General features: G+C 31.1%; 17 protein-coding genes and 5 tRNA genes. 8 read left to right on the plus strand and 14 right to left on the minus strand.

The window, feature by feature from the left end; all coding sequences use genetic code 11:
* Nucleotides 1-62 precede the first annotated feature (62 nt).
* A complete protein-coding gene (sppA, locus tag NAB20_RS05875) occupies nucleotides 63-1832 on the minus strand; it encodes a signal peptide peptidase SppA (RefSeq protein ID WP_105195790.1) in 1770 nt (589 codons plus the stop codon).
* Between the two features lie 120 nt (nucleotides 1833-1952).
* Between sppA and folK the strand changes: the two genes are divergently transcribed.
* Nucleotides 1953-3089 (plus strand): 2-amino-4-hydroxy-6-hydroxymethyldihydropteridine diphosphokinase, encoded by a 1137-nt coding sequence (folK, locus tag NAB20_RS05880; protein ID WP_105195791.1) that lies wholly within the window; start codon nucleotides 1953-1955, stop codon nucleotides 3087-3089.
* A 138-nt stretch (nucleotides 3090-3227) separates the two neighbouring features.
* On the opposite strand, the gene NAB20_RS05885 is transcribed toward folK, so the two are convergent.
* Both NAB20_RS05885 and NAB20_RS05890 read right to left on the minus strand, forming a co-directional pair.
* The gene (locus tag NAB20_RS05885) at nucleotides 3228-3758 is read right to left on the minus strand and encodes an RNA methyltransferase (protein ID WP_088394055.1); all 531 of its coding nucleotides are present in this window, start codon (nucleotides 3756-3758) and stop codon (nucleotides 3228-3230) included.
* 858 nt (nucleotides 3759-4616) lie between these two features.
* Nucleotides 4617-5135: a DUF1573 domain-containing protein gene (locus tag NAB20_RS05890; protein WP_088394039.1), complete on the minus strand. Its 519-nt coding sequence runs from the start codon at nucleotides 5133-5135 to the stop codon at nucleotides 4617-4619.
* 139 nt (nucleotides 5136-5274) lie between these two features.
* On the opposite strand from NAB20_RS05890, the gene mutS reads away from it, so the two are divergent.
* From mutS to NAB20_RS05920, 6 genes are all read left to right on the plus strand, one after another.
* Nucleotides 5275-7857: a DNA mismatch repair protein MutS gene (gene mutS, locus NAB20_RS05895; protein WP_127823736.1), complete on the plus strand. Its 2583-nt coding sequence runs from the start codon at nucleotides 5275-5277 to the stop codon at nucleotides 7855-7857.
* Nucleotides 7858-7990: 133 nt separating this feature from the next.
* Nucleotides 7991-8063, plus strand: a tRNA-Gly gene (locus NAB20_RS05900).
* Nucleotides 8064-8082: 19 nt separating this feature from the next.
* Nucleotides 8083-8166: transfer RNA gene (locus NAB20_RS05905), tRNA-Leu, on the plus strand.
* Nucleotides 8167-8247: 81 nt separating this feature from the next.
* Nucleotides 8248-8331 (plus strand) — tRNA-Leu (locus NAB20_RS05910).
* Between the two features lie 57 nt (nucleotides 8332-8388).
* Nucleotides 8389-8461: transfer RNA gene (locus NAB20_RS05915), tRNA-Gly, on the plus strand.
* A gap of 19 nt (nucleotides 8462-8480) precedes the next feature.
* Nucleotides 8481-8564: transfer RNA gene (locus tag NAB20_RS05920), tRNA-Leu, on the plus strand.
* 512 nt (nucleotides 8565-9076) lie between these two features.
* Here NAB20_RS05920 and NAB20_RS05925 read toward each other — a convergent pair.
* The 11 genes from NAB20_RS05925 to NAB20_RS05975 form a co-directional block, all read right to left on the minus strand.
* A complete protein-coding gene (locus tag NAB20_RS05925; protein WP_105196716.1) occupies nucleotides 9077-9688 on the minus strand; it encodes an IS630 family transposase in 612 nt (203 codons plus the stop codon).
* Nucleotides 9654-10178 (minus strand): transposase, encoded by a 525-nt coding sequence (locus tag NAB20_RS05930; RefSeq protein ID WP_375605126.1) that lies wholly within the window; start codon nucleotides 10176-10178, stop codon nucleotides 9654-9656. The genes NAB20_RS05925 and NAB20_RS05930 overlap by 35 nt, the downstream gene beginning before the upstream one ends.
* 46 nt (nucleotides 10179-10224) lie before the next feature.
* A complete protein-coding gene (locus tag NAB20_RS05935) occupies nucleotides 10225-12942 on the minus strand; it encodes an AsmA-like C-terminal region-containing protein (RefSeq protein WP_375605687.1) in 2718 nt (905 codons plus the stop codon).
* 36 nt (nucleotides 12943-12978) lie between these two features.
* Nucleotides 12979-13845, minus strand: coding sequence for a pseudouridine synthase (locus NAB20_RS05940; protein WP_088391393.1), 867 nt, complete (start codon nucleotides 13843-13845; stop codon nucleotides 12979-12981).
* Between the two features lie 67 nt (nucleotides 13846-13912).
* Nucleotides 13913-14830: a geranylgeranylglycerol-phosphate geranylgeranyltransferase gene (locus tag NAB20_RS05945; RefSeq protein WP_375605688.1), complete on the minus strand. Its 918-nt coding sequence runs from the start codon at nucleotides 14828-14830 to the stop codon at nucleotides 13913-13915.
* A gap of 64 nt (nucleotides 14831-14894) precedes the next feature.
* On the minus strand, nucleotides 14895-15833 hold the full coding sequence (locus NAB20_RS05950) for a mevalonate kinase (protein WP_105196328.1): 939 nt from the start codon (nucleotides 15831-15833) through the stop codon (nucleotides 14895-14897).
* A gap of 343 nt (nucleotides 15834-16176) precedes the next feature.
* Nucleotides 16177-17256 carry a diphosphomevalonate/mevalonate 3,5-bisphosphate decarboxylase family protein gene (locus NAB20_RS05955; RefSeq protein WP_375605689.1) on the minus strand — a complete coding sequence of 360 codons (1080 nt, stop codon included), beginning with the start codon at nucleotides 17254-17256 and terminating at the stop codon, nucleotides 16177-16179.
* A gap of 42 nt (nucleotides 17257-17298) precedes the next feature.
* A complete protein-coding gene (locus NAB20_RS05960; protein WP_105196326.1) occupies nucleotides 17299-18513 on the minus strand; it encodes an NAD(P)/FAD-dependent oxidoreductase in 1215 nt (404 codons plus the stop codon).
* Complete coding sequence (locus NAB20_RS05965) at nucleotides 18510-19172, minus strand: glycerophosphodiester phosphodiesterase family protein (RefSeq protein WP_127823538.1); 663 nt, start codon at nucleotides 19170-19172, stop codon at nucleotides 18510-18512. Before NAB20_RS05965 ends, NAB20_RS05960 begins: the two co-directional genes overlap by 4 nt.
* A gap of 31 nt (nucleotides 19173-19203) precedes the next feature.
* Nucleotides 19204-20610 carry an alpha-amylase family glycosyl hydrolase gene (locus NAB20_RS05970; RefSeq protein WP_146105926.1) on the minus strand — a complete coding sequence of 469 codons (1407 nt, stop codon included), beginning with the start codon at nucleotides 20608-20610 and terminating at the stop codon, nucleotides 19204-19206.
* 281 nt (nucleotides 20611-20891) lie between these two features.
* The gene (locus tag NAB20_RS05975; protein ID WP_127823540.1) at nucleotides 20892-21311 is read right to left on the minus strand and encodes a hypothetical protein; all 420 of its coding nucleotides are present in this window, start codon (nucleotides 21309-21311) and stop codon (nucleotides 20892-20894) included.
* Between the two features lie 149 nt (nucleotides 21312-21460).
* Between NAB20_RS05975 and NAB20_RS05980 the strand changes: the two genes are divergently transcribed.
* Nucleotides 21461-25504, plus strand: coding sequence for a LamG-like jellyroll fold domain-containing protein (locus tag NAB20_RS05980; protein ID WP_375605690.1), 4044 nt, complete (start codon nucleotides 21461-21463; stop codon nucleotides 25502-25504).
* Nucleotides 25505-25553: the final 49 nt, after the last annotated feature.

Raw genomic sequence — 25553 nt, forward strand, 5'->3', positions numbered from 1 at the left:
TTATTTACAAAAATACATAAAAAAATCCGCTTTCATGTGAAAACGGATTTTTGTATTAGAGGCTAATTTATTTTTAATTCGTAAGGAATTATCAACTGCATTCCTTTTCGATTATTCATTCGTTTTATTTGATTTATCATTTCCAATCCTTCTTCACCAATTTGTTCTTTTAATAAAACTTCGCGTGTTTTAAAGAAACTCATAAATCCATTCTTTTCTAATTCATCAATAAAGTTTTTTTCAAATTCAGGATACGATATGGTGCTATAGTCTTTTGCTTTTGAAATAGTAGCAGCGTAGGCTATCGCATCATCTAATCCACCAATTTTATCTACTAATCCAATCTTAAGAGCATCGGTACCGCTCCAAACACGACCTTGTGCTATAGCATCTACTTGAGTAAAATTCATTTTACGTCCCTTAGCTACGCGGTTTACAAACGTTTTATAAATGGTTTCTACCCCCTCTTGTGTGAAGTTTTTAAAGTCTGCATCTATTGGTTCAAAAACACTATAGCCTGATGCGTTTTTATGTGTTTCCACTGTTTCTGTATTAATGCCATAACGATTGCTGATTTCAGATAAATTAGGTAACATTCCAAAAACACCAATAGAACCTGTTATAGTGCTTGCTTCTGCAAAAATTTTATGGGCATTACAAGCTATATAATAACCTCCTGAAGCCGCCAGATTTCCCATAGATACAACGACTGGTTTTACTTTTTTGGTTAATTCGATTTCTCTCCATATCAGATCGGATGTTAAAGCACTTCCTCCAGGACTATTAATGCGTAGTACAATTGCCTTTATATCTTGATCCTCACGAGCCTCTTTTAATGATCTTTTCATAGAACCTTCGCCCACCGTATTTAGATCACCTTCCCCTGAGCCTATTTCGCCTTGAGCATAAATAATAGCAATCTTTTCTCCTAAGGCAAATTCTTCCTTGTCAGCTAGCTCTTTTGAATAATCAAGAATGTTTACAGTATTATAGTCTTCATTTTGTGCTACTTTTAATCTCTTTTTGATGTCTTGATGGTATACATCTTCATAGGCTACTATGTCTACTAGCTTACTATTTTTGGCTAATTCAGGAGTGCGTGCTAATAAATCCGTAGCGATTAGATTTAAGTCTGTAACGGAAATACTTCTTGATTTAGATATGTCTTCGACAACAGCATTCCAAATAGAATTTAAAAAAAGACTAATTTGCTCGCGATTTTCAGGACTCATACTATTTGTTAAAAAGGGCTCAACCGCACTTTTGTATTTTCCGTGTCGGATAACTTCCATTTTAATTCCTGTTTTATCTTGAAAATCTTTAAAATACATTACCTCACTTGATAACCCTTTGAACTCTAATTCTCCAACAGGATTTAAATAAACTGTGCTCGCAACAGAGTTTAGATAATATTCTTTTTGCGAATACGTATTTCCGTATGCTAAAACAAATTTTCCTGATTTTCTAAAATTTTCTAGTTCATCTCTAAGAGCTTTAGTTTGTGCAACACCCAAATGAAGTGTGTTGTTTAAAATAGAAATACCTCTTATTCTACTATCTTCCTTAGCTTCCTTAATTGCTTTTAATATGTCTATAAGACCTTCTCCTTTTCCTTTTTCGTTTAGAAAAGGCATGTCCTCATAATTAAATTTTCCTGCGTAATCATCTGTTATTTTTTCTAAATTTAAGATCAAAACGGAGTTGTCTTTGATTTCAATTTTCTCTTTTCCGCCGGCTACCAAGGAACCTAGTATAATAATGCTAAAAAAGCAAATGATACAAAATATAAAAAGGCCAATTATACTTGCCAATACATTCTTTAAAAAATTCATTGTTTTGTTTTTTATAAATTAGTGTATAAAATATTAAAAAAGTTACATGCAAAAATAAGTTATTAACACACATGCAAATATACTTCTATTCTCCAAATCTTTTTAGTTACTTTGCCAAGCATGGGAATACAAAAAAAAGTAATACTATCTTTAGGAAGTAATCAAGGAGATAAACTGAGTCATATAACGACTTGTATACAACTCATTCATGATAAAATTGGATTAGTTTTACAGGTTTCTAAGTTATATGAAACACCTGCTTGGGGGTTTGAGAGTGCTGCTTTTTATAATTGTGCCGTACTTATTCATACTTCTTTTACACCAGAACAAGTCTTAAGGAAAATTGGAGGTATAGAAAAAGATATGGGGCGTCAGAGAAAAAAAGAAATAGGATACGAACCCCGTATTATTGATATAGATATTGTGGCATTTGATGATTTGATTTTAAATGCTGATAATTTGATAATTCCACATCCTCACATGCAAAACAGACGTTTTGTGTTATATCCTATGAAAGATCTTGGAGTAGAATGGGTACATCCTGTTTTGTCTAAAAGCGTAGATCGCCTGTTGTTAGATTGTCCAGATACTAGCTCTTGTGACGTAATGGCAGAATTAACAGCTCCTATTAAACAGTTTGATGTAGATAAATTAAACTATATTGCCATAGAAGGAAATATTGGAGCAGGTAAAACTACTTTAGCTTCTAAGATAGCAGCTGATTTTAATGCTAAGTTAGTTTTAGAACGTTTTGCAGATAATCCCTTTTTGCCAAAATTTTACAAAGACCAAGGGCGCTATGCCTTTCCCTTAGAAATGTCATTTCTAGCGGATCGTTATCAACAGTTAGCAGACGATTTGTCTCAGTTTGATCTTTTTGCAGATTTTGTGGTGGCCGATTATCATATTTTTAAATCCTTAATTTTTGCAAAGGTTACTTTACAAGGAGATGAGTTTCGTTTGTATAAGACTTTATTTGATATTATTTATAAAGAAATGCCTAAACCAGATCTATACGTATATCTATATCAAAATACAGATAGATTGTTGAAAAATATTAAAAAAAGAGGACGTAGTTATGAACAAGAAATACCAGCGGAATATTTAGACAAGATTAACAAAGGGTATTTAGACTATATAAAAACCCAATTAGGATTAAATGTTTTAGTAATAGACGTCTCAGATCTTGATTTTGTAAAGAGACAGGAAGATTATGTAACGATTTTGCGAAAAATACAAGAAAAATTAAATTGCTAATACGATGGCGAGCGCTGTCCGAAAAAAACAAATTAATAGTAATATTGTTAGTTTTATGCTAGAAAAAAAAGCTATTGTCAATCACTTCATTTTTTCCTTTGTCGAAATAAATATCGGATTTTTTCGGACAGTCTTTTTTTATTGGTTTAATTTGCAAAATAAATCCCAAACAACAATACCCGTGCTTACAGAGATATTTAAAGAGTGCTTTGTGCCCAATTGAGGTATTTCAATAGCTCCGTGGCAAAGTTTTACAGCATCTTGATTTACTCCAAAAACTTCATTTCCAAAAATCAAAGCATATTTTTTAGTAGGTTCAGGTTTAAATTGATCAAGGAATATAGCATTTTCAACTTGTTCAACAGCGTATACTTCTACCTCTTCCTTTTTAAGGGTTTCAATAACCTCTAATACCTCTTTGTGATATTCCCAACAAACGGTTTCGGTTGCTCCTAAAGCGGTTTTATGAATTTCTTTATTGGGAGGTGTAGCCGTAATTCCGCATAAATAAATTTTTTCAACTAAAAAAGCATCGCTAGTTCTAAATACAGAGCCAATATTATGTAGGCTTCGGATGTCATCTAATATAATAATCAGAGGTGTTTTTTGAGCTTCTTTAAACTCTTCTATTGTTTTGCGATCTAATTCGCTATTTTCTATCTTTCTCATCTGGCAAATTTACATTTCTTTCAATAATAAGTACTATCATTTTTACCCCAGATTTTGCATTAAACCCAGATTTTGCATTAGACCCGAGCGTAGCGAATAGACGAAGTAAATCTATTCCACTTTATTTTTCTTCAAATTCAAGCACGTACTCAAATTTTAATCATCAAAATAGTTCACTATTTCTTCTTCTAAAATTTTCCGTGAGCACTTGAATTTATTGAAAAATTTTGTTTCACAACGAAGTCTAATGCAAAATCTGGGTTGAAAATTTGTTGTAAATAAAAAGACTTTGAGTTTAAAAAATATTTCATTTTTTGACCTGAATTGGGTTGCTTTAAAGATTAGACCTTATTATTTCAATTAAAGAGCGCTTTCAACGAAGTAAATAGGTGAATAACATCCGGATAGTGCTGATAATATAACTTTTCCTAATTATTGAAATGATCAACCGTAATATAACATTACGTCTTTTGTATGGCATATTTTTGTGAAATAATAAAGAAGGTGTTTGTGGGAAATTTTAGAATAAAATAGAATACAAAATTTTAATCTGTAAAGTTTGAGTGTCTGCTTGAATTGGAAGAAAAATAAAGTGAAATAGATTTGTTTTGCCAATTTACTTTGTTCAAATCTAATGCGGAATTTGGATTAATATTGAATAGGAAATAAATGATTATTCTAATAGGATATTAGAAAGAGTATAAAAAAGGAGGTGTTTTAAAAGGTTACAAGGATGTCATCTCGATCATAGGGAGAAATCACATGATACTGATATGTGATTTCTCCTATGGTCGAAGTGATAGATAAGATGTTGCATTTTGATTTTTCAAACACCTTCTATGAAATCTTAAATTTTGATTATTGTGCAGTTGGACCTGTTGGTTTAGCATCTAAAGGGCTAGTTGGTGCAGGTTTAGCTGTAATATTACCTGTAATGTGTAATACTTTTATAGGATTATCTTTCATATTTGTAGTAACTGTTACTGATTTGTTGATAGCGCCTACACGGTTTGTATCATATTTAACACCAATTACAGCTTTTGCCCCTGGAGCAATCGGTTCTTTAGGGAATGAAGGAACGGTACAGCCACAAGAACCTTGAGCGTTTGAAATGATCAAAGGTTCGTTACCATTATTTACAATAACGAATTCTCTTTTTCCATCTGCACCTTGTTCAATTGTACCATAGTCTATAGTCTCTTTTTCTACATACATTCCAGGACCAGCTACTTTCGTAATTTCAAATTTTGTTTCTTCAACTTTTTTAGCTACTTCCATTTTTGCTTTTGAAGCTGCTTTTTTTGCTTTTTCTTGAGCAGTAGCTGATAAATTTCCTAAAAATACGATAGTTGCTACTGTTAGTATTGCCTTTTTCATAATTGACTTGTAATTAGTTATACACAAATGTAAAAATATTTGATCAAATATTACGCCAAAATAAGTAAATTCGTCGCGATTAATCAAAAAATTTAACGTTTTGTCAGTAAAAGCTAAAACACCTAAGGAAACCCCTCTAATGAAGCAGTATAATGAGATTAAGGCTAAATATCCAGATGCTTGTTTGTTGTTTAGAGTAGGCGATTTTTATGAAACCTTTGGAGAGGATGCTGTTCGTACCGCTCGTATTTTAGGAATTACTCTAACCAAAAGAGGAAGTGGTACAGAAAGTGAAACAGCTCTGGCAGGATTTCCACATCATTCGCTAAATACATATTTGCCAAAATTAGTAAAAGCGGGTTTACGTGTGGCTATTTGTGATCAGCTAGAAGATCCTAAAATGACCAAAACGATTGTTAAACGTGGTGTGACAGAGTTGGTAACTCCTGGGGTATCTATGAATGATGAGGTATTAGTGTCTAAATCTAATAACTTTTTAGCTTCTCTTTATTTTGGTAAGAAACAATTAGGGGTTGCTTTTTTAGATGTCTCAACAGGAGAGTTTTTAACTTCTGAGGGAAATTCTGATTATATAGATAAATTATTACAGAATTTTAATCCAAGCGAAATCTTAGTTCCTAAACAAAATAAAAAAGATTTTACAACCATTTTTGGTGAAAACTTTCATGCCTTTTATCTAGAAGATTGGGTGTATAAGCAAGATTATGCAACGGAAAGTTTGATTAATCATTTTCAAACAAATTCTTTAAAAGGATTTGGAATAGAAGAGTTAGAGCACGGCGTTATTGCTTCAGGAGCTATTTTGTATTATTTGTCCGAAACACAACATAATAAAATTCAACATATAACCTCTATTCATCGTATTGCAGAAGATGCTTATGTTTGGATGGATCGTTTTACAATTCGTAACTTAGAGCTATATCATAGCTATAATCCTAATGCCGTAACATTATTAGATGTAATAGATCGTACTCTTTCTCCTATGGGAGGACGTTTGTTAAAACGCTGGTTAGCACTTCCGTTAAAAGATGTGAATAAAATTAAAGGGCGTCATGAGGTAGTAGGTTATTTTAAAGATAATCAAGATCTATTGTGTCAAGTTCAATATCAAATAAAACAAATATCAGATTTAGAGCGTTTGATCTCCAAAGTAGCAGCAGGAAGAGTTTCTCCAAGAGAATTGATATATTTGAAATCCTCTTTAGACGCCATAGAACCTATTAAAGAACTGGCTTTGAAAAGTACACAAGAAGCCGTAAAAGTGATAGGGGATAGTTTGCATGCGTGTGAGTTATTAAGAGAAAAAATTGCAAATACACTAAATCCGGATGCACCCGTAGCAATTAATAAAGGAAATGCTATTGGGGTAGGGATAAATGCAGAATTAGATGAATTGCGAAACATTTCGAATACAGGGAAGGAGTTTTTAGAAGCGATAGAAAAAAGAGAATCCGAAAAAACAGGTATTCCTTCATTGAAGATTTCTTTTAATAATGTCTTTGGGTATTATATAGAGGTTCGAAATACACACAAAGATAAAGTGCCTTCTGAATGGATTCGTAAGCAAACATTGGTAAATGCAGAACGATATATAACAGAAGAACTAAAAGAATATGAATCTAAAATATTAGGAGCAGAAGAAAAAATTCATCAGTTAGAGGTGTCTCTGTTTGAGCAATTAGTAGCGTGGGTTGCCACTTATGTAAAACCAGTTCAGCATAACGCTAATTTAATTGCTCAATTAGATTGCTTAACTTCTTTTGCACAGCAAGCGATTGAAAATAAATATGTATGTCCAAAAATGAATGATACGTATGAATTAGATATAAAAAATGGACGCCATCCTGTTATTGAAAAGCAACTGCCTATAGGAGTACCCTATATAGCCAATGATGTGTATCTTGATCGTGATACGCAGCAAATTATTATGATTACGGGGCCTAACATGTCAGGTAAGTCTGCTATATTAAGGCAGACGGCTCTTATTGTTCTGTTAGCGCAAATGGGGAGTTTTGTGCCAGCAGAAGCTGTTACTATGGGAGTGGTAGATAAAATATTTACCAGAGTAGGGGCTAGTGATAATATATCAATGGGAGAATCAACTTTTATGGTGGAAATGAACGAAACAGCATCCATTCTAAATAATGTTTCCAATAGAAGCTTGGTGTTGTTAGATGAAATAGGGAGAGGAACTAGTACTTATGACGGAGTTTCTATTGCGTGGGCTATTGCAGAGTTTTTGCATGAAAATCCTGCGCAACCCAAAACATTATTTGCAACGCATTATCATGAATTAAATGAAATGACAGAAATGTTTACTCGAATTCAGAATTATAATGTATCTGTAAAAGAATTAAAAGATAATGTGTTGTTTATCCGTAAATTAGAAAAAGGTGGAAGTGCTCATAGTTTTGGTATTCATGTAGCAAAAATGGCAGGTATGCCTCAAACAGTGATACAAAGGGCAGGTAAAATTTTAAAAAAATTAGAAAAAAAACATTCCGCGGAGGTTTTAAATGGAAAAGTGTCAAAAGAAGATTTAACTAGTCAAGAAGAAATGCAATTAAGCTTTTTTAATTTAGATAATCCTTTGTTGGAAGAAATAAAAGAAGAGATTTTGAATTTAGACATTAATACGCTCACTCCAGTAGAAGCGTTGATGAAGTTAAATGAAATTAAAAGAATGCTTAGTAAAAAATAGTTCTTTAAAGAATTGAAATTGAAATATTTGAAAAAAAGTTTTGTTTTTTTTTATTCAAGTACTTGCAAATACTGATTCTTGTTGTATATTTGCACTCGCAATACGGAAGTAAGGCAATGTTCTTTAAGGAAATGCGAAAATAGCTCAGTTGGTAGAGCGCAACCTTGCCAAGGTTGAGGTCGCGGGTTCGAACCCCGTTTTTCGCTCTATTACTAGAATGGTTACGCTCGAGTGGTGGAATTGGTAGACACGCTGGACTTAAAATCCAGTGAACATTAGTTCGTGCGGGTTCAAGTCCCGCCTTGAGTACAAAGTGCCTTATTTATTAAGGCGTTTTAAATAACAATATAAATAAATACGTTCATAACAATATAAGCTTTTAATAAATACGCTCGAGTGGTGGAATTGGTAGACACGCTGGACTTAAAATCCAGTGAACATTAGTTCGTGCGGGTTCAAGTCCCGCCTTGAGTACAAAGCTTTCAATGAAAGTTTTTTAAATGTTTATATTATATAATATTACTTAAACTTGCGAAAATAGCTCAGTTGGTAGAGCGCAACCTTGCCAAGGTTGAGGTCGCGGGTTCGAACCCCGTTTTTCGCTCTATTACTAGAATGGTTACGCTCGAGTGGTGGAATTGGTAGACACGCTGGACTTAAAATCCAGTGAACATTAGTTCGTGCGGGTTCAAGTCCCGCCTTGAGTACAAAGCTTCTTATTTAATAAGAAGCTTTTTTTTTGCTTAAAATGATTAGGCAAATTCATAATTAAACGGATCAAGTTTAAAAGTTGGGCTAGGTAAGATATTTCGTAGTCTGAATAAGACGAAGTTTGTATTGCTGACTTCTCTAAACTGGCTTCTAAAAGCGGTTGTTTTTAGCTTCAAAAGATTTTATAGCTACCTTTGTACTGAATCAAGTTTGAAAACTTATTATTTAGTTGACTTTTTGTTATCCCAATAAAAGTAAGGTATCGGATAAAGTATATAGTGTTACATTTATCAAAATAATTCATTATAACTTGATTTTAGTTGAAGGGACTCTTCCTTATGTCGAAGTGACAAGCTAGACGATGATTTTTTAAAAAATAAATAGACTGCTTTTTGTTATCCCGATAGAAGCTAGTGTTGGATAAAGTATGTAGTGTTACATTTGCAAAATGATTCATTATAACTTGATTTAGTTGATGGGATGTAATCAGGGTTTAAAATTATACCGTTTAAACTTTGAAAACACTGTAAAAAGCATTCATGTAAAACGGATAGCCTGTTATTGATTTAATTGTTTTATCATCAGATATTTTAATCAATTCTTCCATTTTTTGGTTTAAGTCGTCTAAAGTATCATAAATTTTCATTGCAATTTTATCTTTCATCCATTGCCACATTTTCTCAGCAGGGTTAAGTTCTGGGCAATATGGTGGAATTGGCAAAAGAAATATATTGTCAGGAATTATCACATCCTTTGTGGAATGAAATGCGGCATTATCAATTATCATAATCTTTAACTCTGTTGGCTTGTGATTGCTGAAATCTTCCAGATATTTTACAAATAATTCTTTGCAAACACTTTGTGTTGTCATACAAAAACTCTCACCTGTTATGGGGGAAAAACTTCCCCAGAGCCAATTATAAAGATAGCTATGTTTATAAGTACCGATGGCTTTTATTCCTTTTGCGGTAATAACTCTTTTCTGTTTTGTAATCAAACCGAAACGACTTTCATCCTGAAAATAGAGGTTTACAGATTCAAAGTTATTTTTATTAAGAATAATTCTACACTCTTCAAATTTGTTTTCAAGGTTTTTTAAAAAACGCCTCTGCGTTTTCATCCTTTTTATAGTGGGATTTTCTTGCAACTTTCAATTTTGATTGATGCTTGCGTTTGCAATGAGCATATAAAGCACCATAATTAACCGATTCGTTAAGCTCTTTTTCGAGAATCTTCAACAATTCAACATACGATGTTATTGTTGTTTTTGGATCATTCAATTTCTGCTCAATAGCATTGGCCATTTTCTCAGATATTTTCTTTGTATTATTTCCTCCACTTCTAACACTTAACATTTCAGAAATACCGCTTTTCAGATACTCCTGTGCCCAACCTCGTACAGTCTTCTCGGTTCTCCCTAATTTTTTAGCAATGGAACTATAAAAAACATATTTTCCTTTCTTAATTAGAATCAAAGTCTTTATTCTGTCTTTTTTCAAAGATCCAGATGTCTTTACTAGTAATTTATCTAAAAAATCAACATCTTCTTTTATTGCTATTTGGATTTTCTTTGGCATGCCTAAAGGTAAGTAATATCCCAGTAAATTCAAAATTTAAATAGTATTAGTTGTGATTGTAATAAAAAAAAAGAGGATTTTACTCCCCTTCTTCTTTATATTGTTCATTTTCTAATTGATTTACTTTGGATCCGAGTCTTACTTTGGGTTTGTCTTTGGTTCCTTCTATTTTTAAGGGAATACCTATTATACCCATTGGCGGCAATCCTAAGCGCATTTTTAAAGCGAGCTTACCGTCTAAACTGGTGGTTCCTTCTATACGTGGACGAAATCCTGCTATTTTAAATTTAAAACGATCTATTTCCATTAAGTTGTTCTGGATACATGTTTTAATTTCAAAATCATTTACTTCGCCAGAATCAATACCGCTGTGTCCTGTTGAGTTACTTACCGCTTTAAGTAATTTAAACCCATTTAATTTTACCTTTTTGACTCCTACAACACCTCCTCCTTGTAGAGAAGGAAAAACAGGAAACATATCGTCATTTAAAATGCCTTTTAGTTGATATTTTAAAGAAATAATTCCTTCTGCATTGGCAGCAGCTGTTGCCATTTCTCTAAATAATTTAATTTCTTTATAAGCTTTTTTTACATCAAATTCTTCTACTGATAGATCCATTCCAAATTGCGCTCTTTTGGTGTTTTTTGCTTTATAGTTACCTGCAAATATAACGGGGCTATCAATTACTAAACAAGAACCATTTGCAATGGTAATTTCGCCATTTTTAAGCTTTGTTTTGCCTTGTAGGCATTTTATGTTTAAGTCATCAAATAAAATTCGATCTACTGACGCATCAAAATTTAAATCTAAATTTTTAGGTAGCATAACGACTCCTTTTATTGTTTCTTTGGTTGAAGTGTTACTTTTTAATTTATTGTTTACAGGCATCATCCATTCATTCACGTTTAAATAAGGGGCTTGAAGCTGAAATTGTCCTTTTAGGACTCCTTTGTCTTGGGTTAAAAAGTTTACGATATTTTGTACATATCCATTAAATTTTAAGTTACTATGACCATATTTCGCATTAAAGTTGGTAAATTGTAATTGATCATTGTTAAAAGTAAAGATTCCTTTTGTGATATAAAATGGTAAAGGAAGATATTCTGAGGTAGTTCTTACATTACTCAAATAAAATTTTCCTTTATTTATTAATTTATTATAATGTCCTAGTTGAGCATCGCTCTGTTTTCCTTTTAAGTAAACAGCCCCTTGAGCAAAACCTTCAATAGTATGTCCTTTTGTACCAAATACTTTGTAAATTTTTCCAAAATTAATTCCTCCATTGGCACTAACTTGGTATTTAGCATTGGTCATATCGCTAATATTAGCTTTAATGGTTAAAGGTTGTCCTTCAAAAAAGAAACGTAAAGGTTTTAATATTACCTGTGTGGTTTGTAAGTTCTTTTTTATATTTAGATCAACAATAGCATTTATTTTTTCGATAGGTTTAGGATAAAAAGGCGTTTTTAAATAGCCATCTTTTAAATAGCAAAAGGCCTTTGTTAAGGGTAATTTGTTTTGTTTCGTATCAAGTACTCCTTGTATGTTTAAATGTGTTTTTAAATTTCCTTTTAGCTGATAATCAGGTAAAAATCCAATTGCTTGATTTAAATAATTCAAATCTAGATCGGTGTCTAAATTAGCTTTTATATTAGGCTTGGAAAGTCCTACTGTTTCAAGTTTTCCATTTAAATGTCCTTTTCCAATGTCAAAATGGATTACAGGGATTTTAATAGATAATAGTTCTGGATTTAGTTGAGGTAATTGAATATGTAAATCGGTATTGAATTTTTCTAGAGGAAAGGGAGCACCATCGTATTGAATGAATCCATTTTTTAGATTCAAATCAAGTTTCATATTGGGTTTTTTGTTTTGATCTGTTATGAAATCACCTTTCAGGGATAAAACGGCATCTGTTGTGCCTTTTAGGGTTGTTTTTTCCATCCAAGTAATTAGCTTAGGGGGTAAGGCTGTAAAAATGTCTTCTAAATTGCTATTTTCGGTTTTAATTAAAAAGTTCATTCTATAACCATTGGGCAAGAAGTCAAAATTACCTGTAAAATCTACGGGCAATTTATTAATCATTAAGTTATCTTGCTGAAAAACGAAAGCTAAAGATTGTGTGTTAACTTTGGTTACTAAATCGGCATCTACTTTTTTGTTTTTTAGGTATTCTTCCCCTTTAAAAGTGAAATCAAAAGCTTCGATACTGGCTTTTGTTTTAATTTCGAAAATTTTATTTTTTAGACTTCCATTGCCAAAATAATCAAAACCTAATGCGTCTACCATTACTTGTGCTGAGGCATCATTGTATTTTATATGTGCATTGTTGATAGCAATTTGTTTTAATTCAATAGAGGTGTCTTCTTCTTTTTTTGTTTGATTATTTGGTTTGCTTTCGTATACATTGTAGTTTGCATGTCCTTTTTTGTCAACTAATACATTAATTTCTGCATTATCTAAAAATAATTTATTAATGTGTATTTTTCCTTTTAAAAGTTCTTGAACATCAATACCAAATGCTATTTCGTCTGATTTAATCAGATTAATTTGTTCAAATGGGGCAGCTCCTGTTAGTTGAAAATCTTCAAAAGAAAGTGTTAATGCTGGAAAATGTTCAATAATGGAAAGTTGAGCATCTGAGAAGTTGATATTTCCTTTTATGTGTTGATTAGCATACTCTTTTACTTTTTGAGTAATAAAATCCGGGAATAAGAAAGGTAAACTAATTATTGTTAAAACAATAAAGAAGCATCCTGTAATTAGCCATTTAAACTTTTTGATATACTGTAACATACATTTATTCAAAAAGCCTCTTTTAGAGGCTTTAACTTATATATTTTTTAAATTAATTATTTCTTGATTGGTTAAAAATCTCCAATTTCCACGAGGTAGATTCTTTTTTGTCAAGCCTGCAAATGCTACACGGTCTACTTTTAAAACATTGTATTCTAATGATTCGAATAGAGAACGTACAATTTTTACATTGGCCGTTTTTATTTGTAATCCAACTTCTGATTTGGGTGCATTTTCGATATAAGATACCTCATCTACCATTATTTTATGTTCATTGATGTATAATCCTTTTTGGATTTTTTCTAAGTCTTCATATTTTAGATTACGGTCTAATGTAACTTGATAAATTTTAGGGGAACGCTGATTGGGTTGTGTAAATTTGCGTACCATATCGGTATCATTTGTGAATAATAACAATCCTGTAGTAGTTTTATCCATACGTCCAACAGGTTGTAATTTGGCTTTAGTAGCGCCACGTACTAAATCCAGAACATTGTTAGCATTTAAATCTTCTTCTTTTGAAGTAGTAAATCCTTTAGGTTTGTTTAATAGTATGTATTCTTTTTTTTCTGGGGTTACGACACTTCCATCAAAATTTACGACATCGCCTGTTTTTACTTTGTATCCCATTTCTGTTACAACTTCTCCATTTACTCTTACATTACCAGATTGGATATAAATATCGGCATCACGTCGTGAACAAATTCCTGAATTAGAAATATATTTATTTAAGCGAATTTCTTCTTCTTCTAATGAAGTAACTAGTTTGGGTTTACGTTCGAATTTGGGCTTACCATTTGTTAAATTTGATTTTTTAAAATTAGGTTTAGCATTCCCTCCTTCTCGTTTACCAAAAGTAGGTTTAGTATTCGATCTTTTATTATTTCCTCTTCCTTTTATCATTGCAACTATTATTTTTTGTGCAAAGATAGTCAGTAAATTAGAAATTTAAATTGTATAATAAAAATATTTAACTGTTAAATAAAATTTTACTATGTACTATAACTAAAGGATCTATTAAAATAATGCTAAAAACACCTGTTACAATTAAAATTTTCATTATAGTATGTAAATGTATATAATCTGAATGTTTTGAAGATTTCCATAGTTGTAGGACAAAAATGATTAAAACAATCATGCTTATGTAAAAATAAATTTCCATATATCCTACATTAAATTTTTCAATTAAAATATAAATGGGGATAATAGTTAATAAGGCTAATATTGTAATGACATATTTTGATATCTTTTCACCATATCGCACGGGGATTGTTTGATAATTAGTAGCAAAATCACCTTTTATATTTTCAAGATCTTTAATTATTTCTCTAATTAAAATCAATAGTAATAAGAAAGAGGCGTGGGCAAAGATGACTGCGTAAAAATTTTTAAAATAGAGTAGGATTCCAAAAAAGGGAAGTACTGTAAGTAAAGAAGCTGTTAGATTGCCAATAATTGAATAACGTTTTAGTTTATGAGAATAAAACCAAATTAGGAATATATAGACGGCATAAAAAAAAGAAGCGCGCCAAGAAATGATAAAAGCAATGGCTGTTGCTAAAAAGTTTAATCCAAAACATACTTGTAATTTTGTTTTTTGACTTACCAATCGATCTAACATGGACTTATTGGGTCTATTAATCAAATCTTTTTCTGAATCATAAAAATTATTGATTATATAGCCTGAAGCTATTACTAAAGCGGAAACAAAAACTAAAAAGAATAAACGCCAATCTAGCACAACGTCTAAGGCTCTTTTTTCGGGTGCTAGAATAAATATAGATGCAAAATATTGCGCCAGGATAATGATGGCTATATTATACCCCCGAACAACGGAAATGAGACTTACGATTTTTAATAAAAAAAATTTTGTTTTACGCGTTAACATTTATTTTGTTTGAATATTGAATCGCTAAAAGTTTAGGTTTATTTACTCCTAACTTAATATTAAACTAAAATTGATAAACGATTTCTAACTTATAATCTTTTAAAGCTGATTTTGCTTTTTCTAGATCTTCTGTAAAACCAAGGATGTATCCTCCTCCTCCCGAACCACATAATTTTAAATAATAATCATTGGTTTCAATTCCTTTTTGCCAAACATTATGAAACTGTTCTGGAATCATGGGTTTAAAGTTGTTTAAAACTACTTTTGAAAGTTCTTTTGTATTGGTGAAAAGTGACTTTACATCTCCTTTTAGGAAGTTTTCAACGCAGGCATCTGTATATTTTATGAATTGAGATTTTAACATTTTACGGAAACCTTCTTCTTTTAGTTTTTCCATAAAAATACTTACCATGGGGGCTGTTTCTCCTACTATTCCTGAATCTAATAAAAAAACAGCTCCTTTTCCTGTAATACTTTGATTGGGTATGCCTGTTGCCTCTATGTTGTCTTTTGAATTAATTAATATAGGTAAGCTTAAGTAGCTATTAAGAGGATCTAGGCCTGAACTTTTGCCATGAAAGAAAGACTCCATTTGTGAAAAAATGGTTTTGAGTAGTAATAATTTTTCTCGTGTTAGATTTTCTAAAACGGTTATTTTATTGTTTGCATATTTATCATAAATAGCTGCTACTAAAGCGCCACTACTTCCTACTCCATATCCTTGTGGAATACTTGAATCAAAATACATTCCATTTAAAACATCTTGTTCTAATGCCGTGATGTTAAAAGTCACTAAATCAGGTTGTTCCTCTGCTAATTCTTTTAAATAGAAAGTAAATTTCTTTAAACTTTTATTGGACTGTAAGGCTTCTTCGGATGAACTCGCATCTATCTTAAGGGCACCATTATAAAAATTATAAGGAATAGCTAATCCTTTTGAGTCTTTAATTATTCCGTATTCACCGAACAATAAAATCTTTGAGTAAAAAAGGGGTCCTTTCATATTGGCTATTTTTTTATTTATTGGGTTTGTCCTATATTAAAAATAGTGGCTATAGAATTTTATTCTATAAGTATTTATAAAATATTTTTATCGCAACTGTGCTTTTTATTGTTTGTTAACGTTTTGTTTTTAAGGATCTTGAACTAAATGTTTGATCTTTATTATAAAAAACGTTCTTTTTTATTTGATATGTATCTTTTTTATAATTAGACTTCTAAAAATCTTAATCAGATTTATTTTAATAGATCTTAAAAAATGATCTGTTTTTATTGTTTTCTAAATTCATTATAATTCCCTAAACAAGGATTTATTTGTTTGTATAGAGTGTTTATAAAGATACGAATTATATTAATACTGCACCTATACCTATTTGATCGCAAATATATTGACGATTTTGACAATATATAATTAATTCATTGTTAATAAATTCTAAAACTTGATCTTTTACGTTTATTGGGTACAGTATATGTACGTTAGCTCCTGCATCGAGTGTAAAACAAACAGGAATTTGAGTAATTGTTCTAAAATTCCAAATCTTATTAATGATTTCTAATGTATTGGGTTTCATTAAAATAAAATAAGGCATAGAAGTCATCATCATAGCATGTAATGTGAGTGCTTCGCTTTCTACTATTTTTATAAAATCATCTAGATGACCTTTTGTGAGGGTTTCTTTAATACGGGTTAGATTTTGGTGTGCTTGTGCAAAACGTTGTGTGGCAAACGGATGTCCGTGCATTAAATCATGTCCTACTGTACTGGATACTTGTTTTTCTCCTTTATCTACTAGTAATATGGTATCTTGATAGTTATGAAAAATAGGATGTAAATCTTCTAATTCTATACCGTATAAGTTTGAGCTACTGGGTGTATCAGTATGTTCTCCCCAAATTATTGTTTTACCTTTTATACTTCTACAAGCACTCCCTGATCCTAATCTTGCTAGAAAAGAGGCTTTTTGAAAAAAGTACTCATCTGGCATAGAGGGATTGATTAATTTTTCTAGGCTCATAATATTCATAGCTAATGCCGCCATTCCTGATGCAGAAGAAGCAATACCTGAGCTATGAGGAAATGTATTAGAGGTGTTTATGATAAAATGAAATTCTTTTAAATAGGGACAATAATCTAATATTCTTTCCAAAAAATTTTGAATCTTGGGTTTAAATGTTTCTTTAGGATTTCCTTCAAAAAAGAAATCAAAAGAAAAGGTATCGGTATTTTGCTTTTTTACGAAGGAAAGTTTTGTGATCGTTTTACAATTATTAAGCGTAAAACTTATAGATGGATTAGCGGGTAATTGTTTCCCTATTTTCCCCCAATATTTTACTAATGCTATATTACTTGGAGCACTCCACTGACTATCTCCCTCGGTGAATGTGATGGAATAATCCGATACAATAAAATCCTTTTCAGAAAACATATTTCGATTTTTTAGGAGGCAAAGATACATTTTATATACAAACTAGAATTCTAAATTTTTAGCAATAATAAATCCGCCTGTCCAAGCATTTTGAAAATTAAATCCGCCTGTTATAGCGTCTATATTAAGAATTTCTCCAGCAAAATAAAGATTTTTAAGGTGTTTGCTTTCCATTGTTTTAAAATTTACTTCTTTCAAATCAATTCCTCCTGCGGTTACAAACTCTTCTTTAAAAGTGCTTTTACCATTTACTATAAATTCAGCTTGGGTAAGTTGTTGTACTAAGTTTGTTAATTGTTTTTTAGATAAATCAGCCCATTTGGTGTCAGGTTGGATATACGATGCCTTTAACAAACTTTCCCATAATCTTTTTGGGAAGTCAAAAGGGCAAAATTTATTTATTAATCGTTTTAAATTTTGTTCTTTAATTTCTTTTAAATCTTCCAGAACGGTATCAAAATCTAAATCATTTAACCAATTTACTTGTAAAACGAAACGATAATTTAATTCGAATAAATTTCTTGCTCCCCAAGCTGAGAGTCGTAATATTCCAGGACCACTTAATCCCCAATGCGTTATTAGTAGCGGACCTGATGCTTTAAGTTTAGTTCCTTTTATTTTTACTGCGGCATGAGCTGATACTCCCATTAGATCTTTAATTCGCTCATCCTTTATATTAAAAGTAAATAAAGAAGGGACTGGATTTATAATTGTATGGCCTAACTTTTGGAGTAAGTCCCAAATTTTAGGATTACTACCTGTAGTCATAATTACTTTTGTTGTTTTGAATGCTTGCTGATTGGTGGTTATTTTCCAATAATCTTCTCCTTGAAAAATTTCTTGTACACTATGATTTGTAAATATTTCTATTTTTAATTTTTTAGTGGTTGATAAAAAACAATCAATAATAGTTTGTGAACTGTCTGTTATGGGAAACATTCTGCCATCTTCTTCTATTTTTAAAGTGACTCCATGTTTTTCAAACCATTCAATTGTATCGCCACTGCAAAACTGATTAAAAGGGCCTTTTAATTCTTTTTCACCACGAGGATAAAACTTAACTAATTCATTAGGAACAAAACAGGCATGGGTTACATTACAACGGCCTCCTCCTGAAATACGGACTTTGGATAGTACGTCTTTTCCTCTTTCTAAAATAGCTATTTTTAATTGTGGAAATTTTTCGGCTATATTAATTGCCGAAAAAAAACCAGAGGCTCCTCCTCCTATTACTACTATATCGTAATTTGCTATCATATTCTATCGGGGTAATCGGTAATAATGGCATCGACTCCCATTTTTTTGACAAAAATAATATCTTCTGAAGAATTTACAGTATAAGCATGAACCTGAATTTGATGATCGTGGGCTAATTGTATCAAATCGCTTGTTAGTAATTGAAACCATAAATTAATAGAATGAGCGCCTATTTTTTTTGCAAATTCAAATGCTTGATACGCATTTGTATCTGCTAATACGCCTAAAATGATATTGGGATTTATTTTTTTTATTTGTTCTAATGCTTCCCAAGAAAAAGAAGAAACGAGGACATTTTTATATTGGATTTTATCTAATCTTACCCATTCTTCTATTTTTTCTGCTATAACTTTTGTTGCCAATACTTCTTTTATTTCAATATTAAGAAACGCATTTTTTGGTAATATATGAAAGACTTCTACTAATGAGGGGATCCCCATTTTTTTACAATCTTTTGTGGTGAAATTTTTTACATATCCTGATGCGTTCTTAATGGTTCTATCTATGGTTGGATCATGTATTACCACTGCTTGACCATTAGATGAAAGATGTACATCTAATTCAATACCATCTGCTCCCAATTCAAAAGCTTTCAAAAAAGATTCGATTGTGTTTTCGGCTTTATGACCTTTTGCTCCTCTATGGCCTATTTTTAGCATACAAAAAAGGGTAAATTAAATTTTGTGATTTTTATGGACTTATTAAAATTTTATATTGCCAAGGTTGAAAAGTAGATGCTGATGTATTTTTAATTTCTATTAATTTATTTTCAAAAAAATCTTTAAAACATCCTGTGATAGGCCATTTGAAATTTTGTTTTTCAGAAGATAAATTTGCTATAAAGAAAAGTTTTCTATTCTTTTTTTCTCTTTTACACATCCAAAAAACACGATCGTTATTTGTATGAATCCGAATAGAAGTAGCAGATTCTTTTCCTGTATTTAAAAAGGGGTATGCTTTTTTTAGCGTACCTAATTTTTTATAAATAGGCATCATTCTTCCTTCTGTATGCAATAATGTATCTTTCTTGTAAGGAGGGAATTGTTTGTGAGAATCATATTCTTGACCATTATAAATTAATGGAATCCCATTTAATATATAAGTTAGTACTGTCATAACTTCTACAGCTTGTCCCATTCTTTTGTATTCTGTACCATTCCAAATATTTTCATCATAATTTGTGATGAAATGCAAGCGCATTTTGTCTTTTGGAAAGTTATTTTCTTCTTTTTCTAAATAACGATCAAGATCTAGGACATTCATCTTGGATTGGGCAATGCTATTTAAAATATGGTGTGCTTCCCAAGCATATTGTATGTCAAAAGCGTTTTTTAATAAACTTTCTTTTTCTGCTTCGGCTATCATTAAAATGGGTTTTATTTTTCGGAGTTCTTTTACAGCTCGTTCCCAAAAAAAGGTAGGAACTTCTGAAGCTACTTGACAACGAAAACCATCTATATCAAATTGTTGTATCCAATACTTCATTTCATTTATCATTGTAAAATGTAAATCAGAAGAAGTATAGTTTAATTTTGCAACGTTTATCCAATGATAAGGAGTAAGGAGAATTTCTTTTTTATTTTTCAGATAAAAATCAGGATGTGACGTAATCCAATCATGGTTCCAAGCAGTATGATTGGCTACCCAATCTAAAACTACGTACATACCATTAGTATGCGCTGTTTTTATTATTTTTTTAAGATCCGTGTCTGAGCCATAATTAGGGTCTATTTTTTTATAATTTTTAATGACGTAGGGATTCCCTTTTAAAATTTGTTTGGTTACAGTATCCTCTATTTTTTTAGGCGTAGTGATATTTGTAATATTTCTTTTAAAATGGCCCATTTCTTGAACAGGCATTAACCAAATAATTTTAATTCCTATTGCTTTTAACTTAGGAATATCTTTAGCAAAAGCGTTAAAGCTTCCTTCCGCGGAATAATTTTTTATATTAACTTGATAGACTATTGCATTTTGAGTTATTTTAGAATCTAAGCAGTTTATAATTTTTTTAGGTACAATTACTTTTTGAGCTTTTTTATGGCAAGCTATTAATAGAAAGAGTATTATTCCTAAATAAATTACATTTCTTTTCATCTTTACAATACCCAACAATCTGAATTCATCAAGTTAAACATTGCAAAATTAAACATAGAAACTAAATAAATTTAATTTATCGAAAAAAAACTATAGATCTATTTTAAAAAGAAAATGTTCAAAAGCGAATGATTTTATCATTTGACTTTGTTTAGATCCTTTAATTCAATTGATTAAAAGAAGATTTTAATAAAAAAATGACATAACTTAACAATGAAATTCCTTTTAGGTTGAAATACGGAATAATTATTAAGTGGTTGCTTTTGAACATTTTCTATTTTTTATTTTACTTGGTCATCATCTAGATAGGTTTTATTTCCATTTTTATTAATGTAATATTTACCGCCTCTAGGACCTTCATATACTGGGCGATCTTTGTATTTTCCTACCATTTTATCTTTAGAACTAGAACTTACTTTTTCTATTGTTTCTCTTTCTTTTTTAGTAGGTTTAGAAACCTTTATTTCCTTTTCTTTTTTTGTGCTCTTTTGTTTGGTTTCCTCTTTTGCTTTTTCTTTTACGGAGGCTTTGTTTTCTTTTTTTGTTAATTCCGTTTCATTTTTTGCTTGAATTACTTCTTTTTTTGTTTTTTCTAATTTTGTAGTCTTAGATTTGTTTGACTTTTTAGTTTTACTCTCTGTTTCCTGAGCAAATGTGTTTGATAATACAAATATCAAACATAATAACATTATTTTTTTCATAAACACCTGTTTTATATTTATAAGCAATATATAAAAAATATTTTTAACAAAAACTTAACTTTTTATTAAATTTGTATCAAAGCAAATTAAAAATATTTTTGGTTTGCAAAAAAACAAAACTTTTAACCCTTTCAAATCTACAAGTACTTATGAAACAAAAACTGTATCTTATTTTATTTTTGATTTTGGCCAACATAGGCTATTCTCAAAATTCTACTTTTTATGAACCCAAACCTAAATTTCCACATTTATTTAAATCTTTAATTCCTATACAAAAAGAGGATCCCAAATGGGTACAGCTTATGTATGGAGAAAATCCTAATCTTTATGAAATAGAAAAAGAATACAATCTTTATTATCAAAAGCATGATTTTATTAAAACAATACACACTCAAAACTATAAACATTTCATTAATTACGTTTATACTAATAACTGGATAAATGAAAAAGGAGATATTATCCCCAGAGATAATATGACTGAAAAAAATAAAAAAGAGATTCGTAATAGAATTATAAGTACTTCTAGTTGGACTCCTATAGGGCCTATAAATACGTATAATAATGGCGGTACGAAAACAGAGTCACATCAAGCCAATGTGTATTCTGTTGCGCAATCTATTTCAAATCCTAATGTCTTATTTTGTGTTACAGAAACAAGTGGTACATTTAAAAGTAACGATAAAGGAGAAAATTGGTTTTTAGTTGGCGGGGATTACTTTAATGATGATACCTCATGTGTTGAAATTGACCCTACTAATGAAAATAATGTTTTTGTAGCTTCGAGTTCCAGAATATATAAATCAGCTGACGGGGGATATTCTTGGAATTCAGTACTGAATGTTAGTGGTTTAGGAATTTATGAATTTGCCATTAGTCCACAAAACAACCAATTGGTTTTTGCTGCTGGTAATAAAGGTTTATACAAATCAACTAATGGAGGAACAACTTGGACACAAGTTTTTACAGAAAGCTGTTGGGATGTAAAATTTAAGGTTGACGATCCAAATACTGTATTTTTGTTAAAATCAAACAATACACTAAAATTAACTGAATTTTATAAATCTACTGATGCAGGTAATACTTTTTCTCTGAAAAGCCAAGGATGGTTTGTTCCTACTGCAACAAGTTCTATAGGGGGAGCTCGAATGGGACTTACAAAAGCAGATGGAAATAGAATATATGTAATTATGCTAGGTAATGTAGAAAACCAAGCAATAGACGCTAATTTTATAGGTGTATACAGAAGTGATAACACGGGAGACAGTTGGACTTTACCGTATGATCAAAACAATGATGGCGTACCTAATAATAATCCTGGAGGGCCTTATAGTGCTGATCATTGGTGTTTTTCTAGTTTTGGAACGAATGGAGGTACTTACGACCAAGGATTTTATAATTTGGCAATAGACGTGTCGGATACAGATCCTAATAAATTTTTAATTGGCATGCTTAATCTTTTTAAAAGTGAAAACGGAGGAAAAACATACACACGATGGGGAGGATACGCTTGTGATAATTGTCCTTCTTATTATCGCCATCCCGATCATCAGGATATTTTAATAAATGGCAATGATGTATTTGTAGCTACAGATGGTGGGGTTGACTTATATGATAGTAATTTAAACATCATTAAAGGATTAAATAAAGGAATTATATCCTCTGACAATTGGGGATTTGGTCAAGGATGGAATGAAGACGTAGTAACCTCGGGTCGTTATCATAATGGAAATGCAGTATATCATGCTAATTATGGCGATGGAAAATTTATTTCATTGGGAGGAGGCGAATCTTCAACCGGTTATGTTGCTTTAGGAGATAACTTAAAAGTATATCACTCTGATATTTCAGCGTATAAAATATCCAAAGATTTTGCCACTCCTGTACAATGGACCAACGGATTAAGTATGTTTCCGAATGAATCCGTTTTTCCTGACGTAAGGGGGCAAATAACGTATGATCCTAGATATTATAATCATTTATACTTAACAAAGGATAATAAATTATGGAAAAGTTTAGATGGCGGAACCTCTTTTACATTGCTTAAAGAATTTGGAGTTAGTACAGATAAAGTATATGCGGTAGAAGTTTCTAGATTAGATCCTAATATAATTTTTGTAGTTCATAGATCAGGTTCTATAGCTAAACTATGGAAGACCTTAGATGGTGGACTTAATTGGACTCTAATAAATCTTCCTAACACAGATGGTCGATTATATTTTAGTATGAATGAAAATAATACACTTTTCATAGGATTTGGTGGTGGAACTGGAAAAGCGTTCAAATCATTAGATTTAGGAAACACTTGGATCAATCTAACAACTCCTACTATTCAAAATTTAGGTTGTTATTATATAGCTCCTCAATTAGGAACAAATGATGGGGTTTATTATGCGGTAGCTGGTACTAATAAAATTTACTATAGAAATTCTAATATGACCGATTGGGAATTGTTTAATACAGGACTACCACTTGGTTTGCGTTTAATAGGAATAAAACCTTTTTATAAAAGTAGTGAAGTAAGAATTAGTTCTAGACGTGGTTTTTGGAAATCGCCTCTTTTTGAAAAAAGTGTACCTGTAGCACAACCGATGGTTTCTAATCAATCCATTGATTGTAGTAGAACTGTAATTCAATTTGATGATTACTCAGTTCTAAATCACACAGGTGCTAAATGGGATTGGAGTTTTCCTGGTGCAAATAGTGTTTCCTCTACCTCTATTCGTAATCCTTTAGTAACATACGCTACACCTGGTCGTTATAATGTTACACTAACTATAACAGATGCGGATGGTCGTACCAGTACAAAAACGGTAGAAAACATGATAGAAGTTTTGCCTTCTAGTTGTGCTATAGAAAGTCCGTCAAAACAGGTCTTAGAAATGAACTCGGATACTCAATCTATTTTTTCTAACGACATGAGTTATGGATCTACAACGGATTTAACTTTTTCTGGTTGGATAAAACCAAATGGTACACAAGTTTCTTGGGCTGGAATTGCTTGTTTCGGAGATAAACAAAAAACACTATTAAATTTTAGAAGTTCTAATAATGAAATAGGTTTTCATTTTAATGGTGGATATTACAATTATGCAACAGGATTATATGCTCCTGCTGATCAGTGGAGTTTTGTCGCTTTTAGAATTACACCTACTAAAATTACCCTCTTTGTAAATGATAAAAGCTGGTCTATAACAGGTGCTTTTGGAGCCACTATCTTAAATAAAATCATTTTAGGGAAAGACTATGGTAGAAATGATAGGACTTTTAAAGGACAGATGGAAGAATTTACTTTCTGGAATAGAGCTCTAACGGATGATGAAATTTATTTAAATAGACACTTGATTAGGCCTGCTGTAACCGATCCTAATTTAATTGCCTATTATCAATTTAATAACACTATAAATAATGGATTGGTTTATGACAAAGTAAACGCTAATAATTTAACGGTTTCTAACACAATATCCTTTCCAATATCAACGGCTCCAATAGGCGTAGGTAGTAGTCAATTATTATCAATAAATAACACGGGTATCTATAACTTTTCATCAGTTAATGCTAGTCTTAACTTTACAGGACAAGTTCCTAATGGAAAAGTTGTGGTATCTAAACTAAATGTTTCCCCTAATGAAACTCCAACGACTGAGTCAAATGGTAATGAATACTGGATTTTAGATAATTATGGAACTAATTCATCCTTTTCAGGACTTTCTTCTATAGATTTAACTCCTGTATCTAGTATTTCTGCTACTAATCTTTCCAGTCTTATTCTTTTTAAAAGAATTAGTAACGGACATTTACAATCTAGTTGGACACAAAATGGAATAGCTACCGCTTTAAATGGTCAAACCATAAGTTTTTCTGGAACCTCTATAAATCAATCTAACCAACTGTATGTAGCAGGAACTAGTGCTAGTAGTACATATTCTTCAATCCTTTTAGAAACAAATCAAACGGATTCTCAAAAAATATTAACTGTTTATCCTAATCCAACAGTAGTGGGCGAACCATTAGTAATTGATGGTATTCATACTGAATTAATATTTACTCTTTATGATAGTAATGGGAAATTAATAGTAAAAAAACTGGTTTATGACAATAAAATTAGTTTAGATAGTTCTATAAAAGCAGGTGTTTATTTTTATAGAATTGAAACAAGTGATAAAATTTATAACAATAAGCTTATTATTAATTAATCTTTTTTGAATGAGTCTCTTTTAGAAGAAACAATTTACTATTTAAATT

Origin of the sequence: Flavobacterium davisii, from assembly GCF_042182265.1 — a bacterium.
GTDB classification, from domain to species: Bacteria; Bacteroidota; Bacteroidia; order Flavobacteriales; family Flavobacteriaceae; genus Flavobacterium; species Flavobacterium davisii.